Consider the following 14,373-nt stretch of genomic DNA (forward strand, 5'->3'; position numbering starts at 1 on the left):
GATGGGGCCATGTCACTCCCGCACGCGATCCTGACCGCCCTGCTGGAGAAGCCGTCGTCGGGACTGGAGCTGACCCGGCGGTTCGACCGGTCGATCGGCTACTTCTGGTCGGCGACCCACCAGCAGATCTATCGCGAGCTGGGGCGGCTGGAGAGCAGAGGCCTCATCCGCGCCCTGCCCGCCGAGCAGCCGGCCCGCGGGCAGAAGAAGTCCTACGAGGTCCTGCCTGCCGGCCGTGCCGAACTGGCCCGCTGGACCGCGGCGTCGCAGGACCCCAAGCCCCGGCGCGATGTGCTGCTGCTGCGGCTGCGGGCCGCGGCCGTCGTGGGCACCGAGGGCATCGAGGCGGATCTGCGGCGCCATCTCTCCCTGCACCAGAAGCAGTTGGCGGAGTACCGGGAGATCGAGGATCGGGACTTCGGACCGGGCAAGGACGCGGTACAGAACCGTCTCCAGCACCTGGTGCTGCGGGCGGGCATCGACCTGGAGACGTTCTGGATCCAGTGGCTGACCCATGCGCTGGAGGAGTTCGGCAGGTTGTCCGCGCAGGAGGGGCGGCCCGGGAGCGGCTGAGGCGTACGCGGGGTCAACGGCCTGTGGTCACTGTCCGCTCCACGGAGAGACCGCCCCAGGTGCCGTCCGGCAGCTTCGCCTGGATGGTCGCCGCGCTGCCTCCGGGTTACGTATGCTGGTGCCGGACTCGGCGTGAACTCGCTTTCGTTTCACAGCAGTTCGGGCCGACGGCGCGGGCCGCTGTCGTCGCTGATCCCGCGCCGGCGAGCGCGGCCGGGTGGCCGGGCCCGATAGGTGCCCGGCCACCCGGCCGCCCGACGACCAGGTCGGTACCGTACTGAGCGGCTTCGGTACCCCGGAGCGCCGTCACTCCTTCCGGTACGTGTACGCCTCCGTGGCGGCCGCCGCCACCGCGGTCAGGTCCGCGCCCGCCGAGGCCGTGACCACCGCGGCGACGGCGCCCTCGACGAAGGGCGCGTCGATCAGCCGGGTGTTCTCCGGGAGTTCGTCGCCCTCGGCGAGCAGCGCCTTCACGGTCAGGACGGCGCTGCCCAGGTCCATGAGCACGGCGACCCCCGCGCCCCGGTCCACCGCGGCTGCCGCGGCGCTGACCAGCTCGGGGCTCGTGCCGAGCCCGCCGTCGGCCGTGCCGCCCGCCGGGGCGACCGGAGCCTTCGTTCCGCCGCCGGCCAGCCCTACGGCCAGTTCGGCGACCGACTCGGCGACGGCGGCGCTGTGCGAGACGAGCACGATGCCTACCAGCTTCTCGAGGGCCTCACTCACCTGCGGCCTCCACGAGTGCGGCGATCAGCAGGGCCGAAGAGGTGGCACCGGGGTCCTGGTGCCCGATGCTGCGCTCGCCCAGGTAGCTGGCCCGGCCCTTGCGGGCCTGCAAGGGCGTCGTCGCGACCGCGCCCTCCTCGGCGGCGGCGCGCGCCGCCTCGAACGAGATGCCGAGGGCGTCCACCGAGGGCACCAGCGCATCGACCATGGTCTTGTCGCCGGGTGCGGCACCCCCCAGCGCCATGACCGCGTCCACGCCGGCCCGCAGCGCCTGCGCCAACTGCTCCTGACTGACCTCCGCAGCGTCCCCGAAAGTCTTGCCGGTGCGGCGCAGCAGCGTGCCGTACAGCGGACCGGACGCGCCGCCGACCGTCGAGATGAGCTGCCGGCCCGCGAGCTGGAGAACCGCGCCGGGGGTGTCCGGCGCCTCCTTCTCCAGGGTGGCCGTGACCGCGCGGAACCCGCGCCGCAGGTTGCTGCCGTGGTCGGCGTCGCCGATGGGCGAGTCGAGCGCGGTCAGCCATTCCGCCTCACGGTCGACGGACGCGGCGGCCGCCGTCATCCAGCGGCGGAAGAAGTCGGCGTCGAGCACTGGATCTCCTTGCGTGGTATGGAAATTGACCTCACTCACCTGCCCCAGCGCAGCGCCGGCGTGCTGACCGGTGCGTCCCACAGCCGCAGCAGTTCCTCGTCGACCTGGCACAGAGTGACCGAGGCGCCGGCCATGTCCAGGGACGTGACGTAGTTGCCGACCAGCGTGCGGGCCACGGGCACGCCCCGCTCGATCAGCACCCGCTGCACCTCCGCGTTGTACCCGTACAGCTCCAGAAGGGGGGTCGCACCCATCCCGTTGACCAGGACCAGTACAGGATTGTCCGGCTGCAGGTCGTCCAGGACGGCCTGCACCGAGAAGTCGGCGATCTCGCGGGCGGTCATCATCGGCCGCCGCTCGCGCCCCGGCTCGCCGTGGATGCCGATGCCCAACTCCAGCTCACCCGGCGGGAGGTCGAAGGTAGGCGTGCCCTTCGCGGGCGTGGTGCCGGCGCTGAGGGCGACACCGAAGCTGCGGGAGTTCTCGTTGACCTGCCGCGCGACGGCCTGCACGCGCTCCAGAGGCTGCCCCTCGTCCGCCGCCGCGCCCGCGATCTTCTCCACGAAGAGGGTGCCGCCGGTGCCGCGCCGGCCCGCGGTGTAGAGGCTGTCGGTGACGGCGACGTCGTCGTTGACCAGGACCTTCGCGACCTGGATGCCCTCGTCCTCGGCGAGCTCGGCCGCCATGTCGAAGTTCAGCACGTCGCCGGTGTAGTTCTTGACGATGAACAGCACCCCCGCGCCACTGTCCACGGCCGCCGCCGCGCGCACCATCTGGTCGGGTACGGGGGAGGTGAAGACCTCGCCGGGACAGGCCGCCGACAGCATGCCCGCACCGACGAAGCCGCCGTGCAGCGGCTCGTGCCCGGAGCCGCCGCCCGACACGATGCCCACTTTGCCGGCGACCGGGGCGTCCCGGCGCACGATCACCCGGTTCTCCACGTCGATGATCAGCTCGGGATGCGCTGCCGCCATGCCCCGCAGCGCGTCGGCGACCACTGTTTCCGGAACGTTGATCAACATCTTCACGGGTACCTCCTGGTGAGCCTGACAGTGCCCCCCGACCTGCTGATTCCCTGGCCGGAGTGGATGGTGGGTGCGGTTTGGGTCTCGGCGGTCCGTGGTGATCGGCAGCAGCCTGCGGTGGGTGGGCGCCGGTCGGTGGCCGACGTCACCGACCGGCCGTCAGGCAGGCCCTTCATACGGATGGGTGGTGTCGGCAGTGCACCTTTGGAAGTATCGGCGCTCGGGACGCGATGGTCACGTGGGCGGACGTTCTTGGATGCGGGCGTCGCACGTCGGCTCGGTTTCAGCGCCGACCGTGTTCCGCACCGTCTCGCGCCGTGCCGGAGCGCGGGGCGTGGCGAGGGATTCAACTCCCTTCGTGTGCCTGGAGCCCGCCAGGCGACGCGAGTCACCGGGTCCGCGCGCCTGCCCGCGGCGTGGGCCGCCCCCGTCGTCCGTGGGCCGTTCATGGAAGGATCTTCTGGCATGGAATTCTCCGAGGTCGTCCGTCGCCGGCGCATGGTCCGGCACTACTCCGACAAGCCACTGGCTCCTGAGACGATCGAGCGGATCCTCGCCTCCGCCGTCCGGGCGCCGTCTGCCGGTTTCTCCCAGGGATGGGCGTTCCTCGCCCTCACCGACCCCGCCGATCGCGCACGCTTCTGGCCGTTCGTGCCCACACGTGTCGAGAACACCCCCACCATGCAGGACGCTCCGCTGGTCGTCGTGCCGCTGGCCCACAAGGCGGCCTACCTCGAGCGCTACGCCGAACCCGACAAGGGCTGGGAAGACCGCGCAGAGGCCCGCTGGCCCGCGCCGTACTGGTACATCGACACCGGGATGGCCGCCCTCCTCATGCTGCTGACGGCCGTCGACGAGGGTCTCGGCGCCTGTTTCTTCGGCATCATGCCGACGCAACTGAAGCCGTTCCGGGAGGAGTTCGGCATCCCGGACGAGTACGACCCCATCGGCGGAATCACCGTCGGCTACCGGGCGGACGACCTCCTGCCGCAGACCGCCGCGGTTGCGCAGCGCCGCCGTGACCTGGACGACGTCGTCCACCGGGGCCACTGGGGCCGGCACTCCTGACCGTGGGCCGTCCCGGCCCGGGGCACGCTGCACGCGCCGCGGCCGGGGCGGACGGCGGCCCGTGGGTCCGCTGGAGGTGAGCAGTCATCGAGGTGAGCGGTCAGGGGTGGCCGCCTCGCCCCGAGCTGTGCGGATGCGGGTGCGGGCCGCGTTCCCTAGCGTGGCAGGCGTCGAAGTCTCCGTCTGGAGGGACCTGCCATGGCCGTGCCCCGGATTGTGATCGTCGGTGGCGGATTCGCCGGGATGGAGACCGCGCGCAAGCTGGAGCGGATCCTCCGGCCCGCGGATGCTTCGCTGAGGCTCGTCACCCCCTACGACCACCAGCTGTATCTGCCGCTGCTGCCGCACGTCGCCTCCGGGATCCTCACCCCGCAGTCGGTCGCGGTCTCGTTGCGCCGCCTGCTGCGCCGTACGGTCATCGTGCCCGGCGGGGCTGTCGGCGTCGACCCCGGTGCCAAGGCCGTGGTGGTCCACAAGATCAACGGCGAGACGACCGTAGAGCGCTACGACTACCTGGTGCTGACTCCGGGCAGCGTGACGCGCCAGTTCGACATCCCGGGTGTCGACCGTCACGCGGTGGGCATGAAGACGCTGGCCGAGGCGGCCTGGGTGCGCGACCACGTCATCTCCCAGCTGGACCTGGCGGCGGCGAGTTCCGACCTCTCCGAGCGCGCGACAAGACTGCAGTTCGTGGTGGTCGGCGGCGGATACGCCGGTACCGAGACCGCCGCCTATCTGCACCACCTCACCACCGCCGCCGTCAAGCGCTACCCGGGCCTCGACCCCGCGCTCATCAAATGGCACCTCATCGACATCGCGCCCAAGCTCATGCCCGAACTGGGCGACCGGCTCGGCGCCAAGGCCCTCACCATTCTGCGGCGGCGGGGCCTGGACGTCTCCCTCGGGGTCTCGGTCGCGAAAGCCACGGAGAACACCGTGACCTTCACCGACGGCCGCGAGCTGCCCTGCCACACCCTCATCTGGACGGCCGGGGTGGCCCCCAGCCCGTTGATCGCCACGCTGGACGCCGAGACCGACCGGGGGCGGCTGGTGGTCCGGCCGGATCTGCGTGTGCCCGGCCTCGACGGGGTCTTCGCACTGGGGGACGCCGCCGCGGTGCCCGACCTGGCCAGGAACGAGGGCGCGGTCTGCCCGCCCACGGCCCAGCACGCCATGCGTCAGGGGTGGAGTGCCGCGAAGAACATCGCGGCGACGTTGCACGGGACGCCGCTCAGCCCCTACCGGCACCGGGATCTGGGGCTGGTCGTGGACCTCGGGAGCGCTGATGCGGTGTCCAAGCCGCTCGGCGTCGAACTCACCGGCGTTCCTGCGCAGGTCGTCGCGCGCGGCTACCATCTCGCGGCACTGCGTACGGTTCCGGCCCGCCTGCGCACCGTGACGAACTGGACCCTGAACGCGCTGGCGGGCTACGACTTCGTGCGGACCGGCTTCCAGGCGGAGCGTCCGGCCACGCTCAAGGACTTCGAGCGCACCGACGTCTATCTCACGCCCGATCTGATCGCCTCGCACACGGCGCACGGGAAGGGACACTGACGAAAGCCCCTTGGACACGGGTCCCGAGATGCGGGACGTGGCCGGCCCGCGGCCGCACGGGTTTGACATGCTCGGCACCGGCTACCCGCACCATGTGACCACGACATCCCAACAGGAGGTCTACCGCTTCCTGGAGGATCGCTTCGCATGCGCGCAGACATGCACCCAATGTGCGCGGGTGTGTGCCATGCGAGCGAGCCTCGCGGAACCGGACGGGACCCACGATCAGGAACTGCTGCGGCGCAAGGGCATCATGTGCGCGGAGGTGTGCGACGCCACCTGCCGTGCGCTCTCCGAGGAGGAGCGGCAGGACGAGAGCGGTATCCGGGGTCAGCTGGAGTGGTGCCGGGTCGCCTGCCTGGAGTGCGCGCACGTGTTCGATGAGGACCCCGGCGGTGCGGAGGTCGCACGGGTCTGCCACGCCTGCGCCCGGGCCTGTACGGATTTCCTCGAGACGTTGAGCTGACGGACGGCGGCGATGGCCCGTGCGGCGGGCGGCCGTCCCGCCGGGCGGCGGGCTTCCCCGTTCACCGCCATTCCCAATTTCTGAAACACGTTCTACGGTGTGCGCCGTCAGGACCGGCCTTGGGGAGCCTGGAGGCGCCGTGCATCTCGACTACACGCCCGAGCAGCAGCGGTTGCGCACCGAACTGCGTGGCTACTTCGCCCGGCTGGTGCCGGACGACGGCGCGCCCATCGCCGACTCCGCGGCTCAGAAGCGGTTCTACCGTGACACCATCCGCCGCCTCGGCGCCGAAGGCTGGCTCGGTGTGGGCTGGCCGAGGGAGTACGGTGGGCGCGGGCTGACGCCCATGGAGCAGTTCATCTTCTTCGACGAGGCCGCCCAGGCGGGCGTCCCGCTGCCGCTGATGGCGCTGAACACCGTCGGACCGACGCTGATGCGGTTCGGCACGGACGAGCAGAAGGCGTACTTCCTGCCGAAGATCCTCTCCGGCGAGATCGACTTCGCGATCGGCTACAGCGAGCCGGACGCCGGCACGGACCTGGCGTCCCTGAAGACGCGCGCGGTGCGCGACGACGCGGGGGACTACGTCGTCAACGGGCAGAAGATCTGGACCACCAACGGCGACACTGCCGACTGGGTGTGGCTCGCCGTGCGCACGGACCCCGAAGCCCCTTTGCACAAGGGCATCACCATGCTGCTCGTGCCGACCTCCGACCCCGGCTACTCCTGCACGCTCATCCACACGCTCGCCTCGCACGACACCACCGCCAGCTACTACGAGAACATCCGGGTCCCGGTCTCCCGTCGCGTCGGCGAGGAGAACAAGGGCTGGCGGCTGATCACCAACCAGCTCAACCACGAGCGCGTCACCCTGGCCGCACACGGCACCATGGCGATCCGCGCCCTGCACGACGTACAGCGCTGGGCCATGGAGACCAAGCTCGCCGACGGCCGCCGCGTGATCGATCTGTCCTGGGTCAGGCGCCGCCTCGCTCGGACGCACACGAAGCTGGACGCGATGAAGCTCCTCAACTGGCGGATGGTGAACGCCGTTCAGGAGGGCACGCTCACCCCGCAGGACGCCTCGGCCGTCAAGGTCTACGGGTCCGAGGCGCGCCGCGACGCGTACGCCTGGCTCATGGAGATCGTGGCCGCCGCGGGAGGGCTGAAGGAGGGCTCGGCGGGCGCCGTGCTCCACGGCGAACTGGAGCGCGGCTACCGTTCGGCCGTGATCTTCACCTTCGGCGGAGGCAACAACGAGATCCAGCGCGAGATCATTTCCTGGATCGGCCTGGGGATGCCGAGGGTGCGCAGGTGACGTCCTTGCGACGACGCGTTCTGGTCGGCACAGAACGGGGACGGGTGGGACCAAGATCCCTCAGCCCTTCCCCGAAGCAGGGACGGACGATTCAGGCCGCATTCACTCCGTGGTGAACACCTCGTCATATGCGAGGCGAGGCAACCGCTGGAGCCACGCGTTCTCGCCCGGCTTGCCGACGTTCACCACGGCGAGCACTCCGTGCTCGCCGTCGGGGAAGAACTCCTTGTCGATGCCCTGGGCGTCGAATCCGGTCATGGGGCCGGCCGCCAGACCGGCGGCGCGTACACCCAGGATGAAATACCCCACCTGAAGGGCGGCGTTGAATCGTGCGGACTCGACGCGACCCTCGCGCTCGGCGAAGAAGACGTCCTTGGCCTGCGGAAAGCGCGGAAACAGGGTAGGCAGTTCCCGGTGGAACTCGTAGTCGGCCGCAAGGATCACGGTCAGCGGCGCGGTAGCGGTCTTGGCCTGGTTGCCCTCGGCCATATGCCGGACCAGGCGCTCGCGGGCTTCCTCGGACCGGATGAGGACCGCGCGCAGCGGCTGCTGGTTCATGGAGGTGGGTGCGAACTTCACGAGGTCGTAGATGGCGCGCACCTGCTCATCCGTCACCGGTTCGTCCGTGAAGGAGTTCGCAGTGCGTGCGTCGCGGAAGAGAATGCTTTGGGCCGCTGCGTCGATGACGAGAGACATGGACACCTCCGGGTCGTGAGACGTAGGGAGGCGCTGACGAATTGCCGACTCGCAGCCGATCGAAAGCGCCATCACCGATGGATCGGCAACATGAGAGCGGGCGGCGATCCGCTGGGCCCACCTCATTTCACGACCCTACGAGCGTTTCCGCCGGTCTCCATCGCGTGAATGAGTGATTTCGCCGGAGGCAGTCGGGGCCTGGAGTCGGTGAATCACCGGTGACCACCGGAGCGGTCGAGAACATGGCCGGCCCGGGAAATCGCCATCCGGGCCGGAGGCTCGTGGACGGTGGCGACACCAAGACATCGGATGTGACTCGCGGCGACGCTGTTCGACCGGCCTGTGCCCGCCAGGCCCAGCCCGTCCTGGCCACCGGGCCCTTTCCTCACCCCCTGCGGCGAGGGCGCCGCGTCGCGTGGACATCCCGCAGATGCGTCATATCGGTCGCGATCCCGGGGCCACGGTGCCTGTGCTCGTCCCGCGAACAAGGTATTTCCACGCCCATTCCCGCTATCACTCATGGAATTCGTTGACGCGCATCATCCGAGTGTCGACGCTTTCTTCCATAAACAGAGGTGCGGCCGGACCTGGGGAATTCTGATGAAGACATTCGTGCATCGGGGTCAGATCACCAAGGTGGTCTTCGGCAGCGGTACGCGCAGCCGTATCCCTGAAGAGGCCGACGCTCTCGGATGCCATCGGGTGCTCATCCTGTGCACACCCGGTCAAGCGGACCAGGCAGCGCCGATCCGCGACCTGCTCGGTGCCGCAGCCGTGGGGACATTCGCCGAAGCGGCCGCGCATACCCCTGTCGAGGTCACGGAGAAGGCGGTCGCGTACGCCGGAACCGTGGGAGCGGACTCCGTGCTCGCCGTGGGCGGTGGATCGACCGTCGGCCTCGGCAAGGCCATCGCCGTGCGGACCGGTCTTCCGCAGTTGGCGTTGCCCACCACCTATGCCGGCTCGGAGATGACGCCGATCCTCGGAGAGACCGAGGGCCGCAGGAAGACGACCCGGCGGCTGCCGGACGTGCTGCTCGACACGGTGGTGTACGACGTCGACCTGACGCTCACGCTTCCCGTGGAGATATCGGTGGTCAGCGGCATCAACGCGATGGCACACGCCGTGGAGACCCTCTACGCACAGGATCGGGACCCGATCGCCTTCCTGATGGCCGGTGAAGCGCTCGATTCCCTCACCCGATCCCTTCCGGTCATCGCGCGGCGTCCGGACGACGCCGAGGCGCGGGCGGATGCGTTGTACGGGGCGTGGCTGGCGGGCACGTGCCTCGGCACGGTGGGCATGGCACTGCATCACAAGGTGTGCCATGTGCTGGGCGGCACGTTCGGGCTTCCGCACGCCGAGACCCACGCAGTCGTCCTGCCTCACGTGGTCGCCTACAACGGGCCCGCGGCCCCCGAAGCCATGGCGCGCATCATGCAGGCGCTTTCGGGGGACGACGCCGCGAGCGGGCTCTTCGACTTCGCCGGGCGGCTCGGCGCACCCAGGGCGCTGCGGGACCTCGGCATGCCGGAATCGGGGATCGAGCAGGCGGCCGAACTCATCGTGCGGGACGGCTACTGGAATCCACGGCCAGTGGATCGGGCCGCCGTCCGCGCCCTCCTGAGCCGCGCATGGGCCGGGCGGACGCCGTGGACGTCACCCGGCAACGAACACCCCCAGCCCGGCCCCGTCATCGAACACCCGAACACCACTGGAGTGCGCCATGCGTGATCTGACCAGCGACACCATCACCGAGGCTGTGATCTCGACCATGCGGGACACCAAGGACTCCCGCGTCGCGGAGATCCTGGAATCACTGGTGCGGCACGTACACGCGTTCGTGCGTGAGGTGGAACTGACGGAGGAGGAGTGGGCCCGGGGAGTGGACTTCCTGACGCGCACAGGGCAGATGTGCACGCCGACGCGGCAGGAGTTCATCCTGCTGTCCGACGTGCTGGGCGTCACCATGCTGGTCGACGCCCTGGGCAATCGACGCCCCGCCGAAGCGACACAGAACAGCGTCCTCGGTCCCTTCTTCAGGGACGACAGGGCGCAGTTCCCGGACGCCGCCGACATCTCCGGGGGTCTGCCCGGCACCCCCCTGTTCTTCGAGGGACGTGTCGTGAACCGGGAGGGAGCGCCGGTGGCCGGCGCCGCGGTGGACGTCTGGCACAGTGATGCGGAGGGCCATTACGACGTGGATGTGCCCGGACAGGTCGACCCGGCCATGCGCGCACTGTTCCGGACCGACGAGACGGGACACTTCAGTTTCCGTTCCATTCGCCCGTCCAGCTACCCGATACCCGGTGACGGCCCGGTCGGCGAACTCATGAGCGCGACCGGCAGGTCGCTCATGCGACCCGCCCATGTGCACCTGTTGATCGTGGCTCCGGGGTTCCAGCGCGTGACCACCATGCTGTTCCCTTCGGACGATCCGTACCTGGACGCGGACCCGGTGTTCGGGGTCAAGGAGTCGCTGGTCGAGTCCTTTGACGCGTACGAGGCCGACGCCGGGCCCTGCCGCGAGCTGACCGACGAGCCGTACACCGTGCTGCGTCGCACCTTCGTCCTCGAACCCCTCGCCGTGGACTGAGCGCCACTGCCGGCGAACACACCGTCGAGAGGCGGTCATCCATGAGGAGCAGCGATCCGGGTGAAACGGGTGGTGTCCTGCCCCGGTTGCCCAGCCATGTCATACCCCGACCGAGGCTGGTCCGCAGAATCCATCAGTTGCTGGACCGGTACTCGGTACTCGTCATGGCGGCTTCGGCGGGGTCGGGCAAGACGACCGCCGCGGTCCAGGCCGTTCAGGAGCTGTCCAGTCCTGTCGTCTGGGTATCGCTCGCTGCGATGTCCGGCGACGCCGATCACGGTGCCGGTGATTCCGGCGCTGACGGGACGACGCTGACACGCCTTCTCGTGGGAGCCCTCGCGCCCCACGTGCCGGCCGCGGCGACCGCACTGACCGGTGCACTGGCGCGAGGACTCTCAGCATCGGAGGTCGGTGCTCTGCTCGCCAGGAGGCTCGCGGGCACGGATGTGGTGCTGGTGCTCGACCGCGTGGAGACGATCGATGGCTGCACCGGTGCGGAGGGGTTGCTCGCCGCACTGGTCGGGAGTCTGCCGGCAGGGCCGCGGCTGGCACTGATCTCCCGAGTGGATCTGCCCCGAGGCCTTCGCGGTCTCGGCGATGTCCATCGCGTCGCCTTCCTCGAGGACGGGGACCTGGCCTTCGACGTGGCTGAGGCCGAAGAAGCCCTGCAGGCCATCGACCGACGCGACGACGCGTGCCGACTGGTCGATGCGATGGGCGGTTGGGTCACCGGAGTCCTGTACGACTGGTCGGGTGCCGATCCCTCCGCCTCCGCGGCACAGCACGATCGCCTCGCGGCCGAACTGCTGGCCCAGCTCACGCCCGTGGAGGAGTCGCTGCTGGTCCGCACGAGCCTGATCGACGACGGTGTGACGGCCGAGCGGGCGAATACCCTCGGACTGGTGTCGCCGGACCGGACGATGGCCGCCCTCCGTGGCCGACAACTGCCGCTCACCTGGTCCCCCGACGGCGGTCGGATGGTCGCCCTGCCGCGGTTCCGCCACTATCTCCAAGGCGAGTTCGGACGCCTGGACGAAAACACCCTGTGTGAGTTGCGTCGGAGCTACGCCTCGTTGCTCCAGGGCAGGGGGCGCCACGAGGATGCCGTGGCCGAGCTGCTCATGAGTGGCGACACCGACACCGCTCGATACGTCGCAGAACGTGCCCTGCCCGATGTACTGAGCCGGCTCGATCTGGCGACCGCCGAGAGCTGGCTGGACCGCATGCGCCCGGCGCCCCGACCGCTCACACCGAGCCTCGCGGCAGCAGGGCTCCGCGTCGCCTTCGGGCTCGAACAATGCTGGCGGGGCGTGCAGTTGGCCGACCAGCACGGTCGTGCCTGGTGGAGCGGGCTCGCCGGACAGCCGGGTGGCGCGGAGGACCTGGCCCTGCTGGTGTGGTGCTTCTGGCACGTGGGGAGGATCGACGATGCGCGCGAGATCGTACGCGTCATGCCTCCCGGGCACCCTCGCGACATCGCGGCGGCTCTGCTGGCTCTGGCGGACAACGGCACACTCCACCTTGCCCCGGACCTTCTCGACCGCGGCGCGGGCCCCCTCGAGGCCATGGTGATGCGCATCGCCCACATGGCTGGGCAGGTGCGCGAACCGCAGGACGGGTTGTCCGGCGCTTGGCGGAAGGTGGCGGGGATGCCATGGACGGTCGCCGCACTGCGCAACGAGGGACGCTTCTCCCAGGCGTTGGAGGCATACGCGGCGGTCGGAGACGGACCGCGGCCCGTCTGGCTGGCGGCGATCGAGGCCGCCGAGCTGATGGCGGATCTCGGACGCCGGGACGAGGCGTGGGTCGCACTGCTGGCCGGGCGGGAGCGGATCGCATCGACCGGTTCCCGTGTGTACGAGATCCTCAGCCTGCTCCTTGAGGCAAAACTGGCCCTGCGTCTGGATCACGACCTGCCGCGGGCGGCTCGGGCGCTCGCCGATGCGGAGCGCAGGGGGTGCGCGAACTACGCGTTCACCACGGAACTGGCAGGCATCTGGCGAGGCCTGGAGCTGCTGCTGGCCGGTCGCGACCAGGAGGCCGTGGTCCACCTCACCACTGTGGTGTCCGCCATGCGCATGGGCGGTGGGCGTCTGGAACTTCCCACGGCGGCCGTCTACTTGAGCGAGGCGTTGTGGCGCACCGGCGATGAGGACGGTGCGGATGCCGCTGCCGACCTGGCTCTGGAGGTTGCCACGGACCAGGGATCCCGCAATCTGCTGTTGCAGGCTCTGGAGGACGTGCCCTCCGTCGCCGTGCGGCGGGCCGACGCGGAACCCACGCACTCCTCACGCTGGCACGAGCTCGTGTCCGCGCTCTCGGCCGCGAGACCGGTGACCGGGTGCGCGGTACCCCGACTGACGCTCGAGGATCTCGGCCCGGTGCGGCTGGTCGCCGATGGGCGGGAGGTTCACCCGCGCCTGGCCAAGAGCGTGGAGTTGCTCGCCTACCTGTTGTCCCGGCCCGCGGTGAGCGCCAGGCGTCAGGCCCTTTTGGAGGCGTTGTTTCCTGGACGGAGCGGCGCCACGGGGCGCAGTTACCTTCGGCAGGCGGTCTACCGGCTGCGCGAGGTGCTGCCCGACGGGCTGTCGCTCCTTCAGGACGGTGATGTGTACAGGCTGACACCTGCCTCCGCCTTCGTGAGCGCCTCAGGGACCCTCCAGCGACTGCTGGCCGAGGCCGCACGGCAGGACGGCCGGCACCGGTGGGACACCCTTCAACGCGCCCTGGCCATCGCCGAACGCGGCTCCTACTTCGACTCCCTCTCGACGCACTGGCTTGACACCAGGCGTGCCGAACTCGACGGCGCCGTCCTGCAGGCCCGCGTGGACGCGGCGACCGTGGCGCTGCACCTCGGCCGCGTCCGGGAGGCCCGTCGGCTCGCGCGTGCCGTGCTGGACAGCGATCCCTACCGGGAACAGGCCTGGCGACTCGCTCTGTGCGCCGCGCAGGCGGTCGGCTCGGACGATGAACTGCTCGACTTGTACCGCGGCTATCTGCGCGCCATGAAGGAGCTCGGAGTGCCACCCTCCGCGGACCTGAGACGCCTGGTCGACCGACTGCGCCAATGAGCCGACAGACCGTGTGAACGCCAGGCGACGTCGGGCTCAGGACGCGATTTCCCCGGGATTAACAGCCGGAATTGCACGCTTCACATCAGGCACCGGGGCCCAGCCCCACTTTCACGGAGGTCCTCCGATGATTGAAACCCTTGACATGACAGTCGATTTCCGAGCCACGATGAGCAGGCTCGCCACGGGTGTCAGCGTGATCACCACCCGCTCTGGAAGCACGCCCGTCGGCATGACGGCGAGCGCCGTGTCAGCCCTGTCCCTGGACCCGCTTCAGTTGCTCGTGTGCATCAGCAATCACCTGTACACGCGGACCGCGATCGCGGAGCACGGCCGCTTCGCCGTCAATGTCCTCGGCGAGGACAGCGAGCACCTGGCACGGAACTTCGCCGCCTCCAAGCCGGACAAGTTCGCCGGCGTCGAGACCGTCGACGACCACGGTGTGCCGGTGTTGAAGGACGCCATCGCAGCGGTCGTGTGCGATGTCGCCGAGATGCTTCCCGGTGGCGATCACACCATCTTCGTGGGCGGCGTCCGCTATTGCATACACAGGGCGGAGGCCCGACCGCTGCTCTACTTCGCGGGAGGTTTCGGCTCGCTCAGGTCCTAGTCCTGGTGGCAGCGGCCGGAAGAAGGCTGCCGCGGGGCTCGTGACCGGCCCACTACCGCCCCCGACGTCCGGCTCATTCGA

General features: G+C 69.8%; 13 protein-coding genes. 9 read left to right on the plus strand and 4 right to left on the minus strand.

What is annotated here, in order from left to right; genetic code table 11:
• The first annotated feature begins 9 nt into the window (after positions 1-9).
• A complete protein-coding gene (locus tag VXC91_RS23325; RefSeq protein ID WP_329509291.1) occupies positions 10-573 on the plus strand; it encodes a PadR family transcriptional regulator in 564 nt (187 codons plus the stop codon).
• Positions 574-879: 306 nt separating this feature from the next.
• Here the strand turns inward: VXC91_RS23325 and VXC91_RS23330 are convergent, their stop codons facing one another.
• Genes VXC91_RS23330 through dhaK form a run of 3 tightly spaced genes read right to left on the minus strand, consistent with a single transcriptional unit; the run spans position 880 to position 2,916 of the window.
• Positions 880-1,296 carry a PTS-dependent dihydroxyacetone kinase phosphotransferase subunit DhaM gene (locus VXC91_RS23330; protein ID WP_329509269.1) on the minus strand — a complete coding sequence of 139 codons (417 nt, stop codon included), beginning with the start codon at positions 1,294-1,296 and terminating at the stop codon, positions 880-882.
• Entirely contained in the window at positions 1,289-1,888 is a 600-nt protein-coding gene (dhaL, locus tag VXC91_RS23335; RefSeq protein WP_329509270.1) for a dihydroxyacetone kinase subunit DhaL, read from the minus strand. The genes VXC91_RS23330 and dhaL overlap by 8 nt, the downstream gene beginning before the upstream one ends.
• 35 nt (positions 1,889-1,923) lie before the next feature.
• The gene (dhaK, locus tag VXC91_RS23340) at positions 1,924-2,916 is read right to left on the minus strand and encodes a dihydroxyacetone kinase subunit DhaK (RefSeq protein WP_329509271.1); all 993 of its coding nucleotides are present in this window, start codon (positions 2,914-2,916) and stop codon (positions 1,924-1,926) included.
• 462 nt (positions 2,917-3,378) lie between these two features.
• Between dhaK and VXC91_RS23345 the strand changes: the two genes are divergently transcribed.
• The 4 genes from VXC91_RS23345 to VXC91_RS23360 all read left to right on the plus strand — a co-directional run bounded on the left by VXC91_RS23345 (position 3,379) and on the right by VXC91_RS23360 (position 7,319).
• Positions 3,379-3,981: a nitroreductase family protein gene (locus VXC91_RS23345; RefSeq protein ID WP_329509272.1), complete on the plus strand. Its 603-nt coding sequence runs from the start codon at positions 3,379-3,381 to the stop codon at positions 3,979-3,981.
• Positions 3,982-4,179: 198 nt separating this feature from the next.
• Positions 4,180-5,535: an NAD(P)/FAD-dependent oxidoreductase gene (locus VXC91_RS23350; RefSeq protein ID WP_329509273.1), complete on the plus strand. Its 1,356-nt coding sequence runs from the start codon at positions 4,180-4,182 to the stop codon at positions 5,533-5,535.
• A 67-nt stretch (positions 5,536-5,602) separates the two neighbouring features.
• Positions 5,603-6,001: a ferredoxin gene (locus VXC91_RS23355; RefSeq protein ID WP_329509292.1), complete on the plus strand. Its 399-nt coding sequence runs from the start codon at positions 5,603-5,605 to the stop codon at positions 5,999-6,001.
• Between the two features lie 139 nt (positions 6,002-6,140).
• The gene (locus tag VXC91_RS23360; RefSeq protein WP_329509274.1) at positions 6,141-7,319 is read left to right on the plus strand and encodes an acyl-CoA dehydrogenase family protein; all 1,179 of its coding nucleotides are present in this window, start codon (positions 6,141-6,143) and stop codon (positions 7,317-7,319) included.
• Positions 7,320-7,421: 102 nt separating this feature from the next.
• On the opposite strand, the gene VXC91_RS23365 is transcribed toward VXC91_RS23360, so the two are convergent.
• On the minus strand, positions 7,422-8,015 hold the full coding sequence (locus VXC91_RS23365; protein ID WP_329509275.1) for a malonic semialdehyde reductase: 594 nt from the start codon (positions 8,013-8,015) through the stop codon (positions 7,422-7,424).
• A 600-nt stretch (positions 8,016-8,615) separates the two neighbouring features.
• On the opposite strand from VXC91_RS23365, the gene VXC91_RS23370 reads away from it, so the two are divergent.
• The 4 genes from VXC91_RS23370 to VXC91_RS23385 all read left to right on the plus strand — a co-directional run bounded on the left by VXC91_RS23370 (position 8,616) and on the right by VXC91_RS23385 (position 14,292).
• On the plus strand, positions 8,616-9,749 hold the full coding sequence (locus VXC91_RS23370) for a maleylacetate reductase (protein WP_329509276.1): 1,134 nt from the start codon (positions 8,616-8,618) through the stop codon (positions 9,747-9,749).
• Positions 9,742-10,611, plus strand: coding sequence for a dioxygenase family protein (locus VXC91_RS23375; RefSeq protein WP_329509277.1), 870 nt, complete (start codon positions 9,742-9,744; stop codon positions 10,609-10,611). The genes VXC91_RS23370 and VXC91_RS23375 overlap by 8 nt, the downstream gene beginning before the upstream one ends.
• 137 nt (positions 10,612-10,748) lie before the next feature.
• A complete protein-coding gene (locus tag VXC91_RS23380) occupies positions 10,749-13,682 on the plus strand; it encodes a BTAD domain-containing putative transcriptional regulator (RefSeq protein ID WP_329509278.1) in 2,934 nt (977 codons plus the stop codon).
• Between the two features lie 127 nt (positions 13,683-13,809).
• Positions 13,810-14,292, plus strand: a complete 483-nt coding sequence (locus tag VXC91_RS23385) for a flavin reductase family protein (protein ID WP_329509279.1) — start codon at positions 13,810-13,812, stop codon at positions 14,290-14,292.
• Positions 14,293-14,373 lie beyond the last annotated feature (81 nt).

This window comes from Streptomyces chiangmaiensis, from assembly GCF_036281785.1.
GTDB classification, from domain to species: Bacteria; Actinomycetota; Actinomycetes; order Streptomycetales; family Streptomycetaceae; genus Streptomyces; species Streptomyces chiangmaiensis.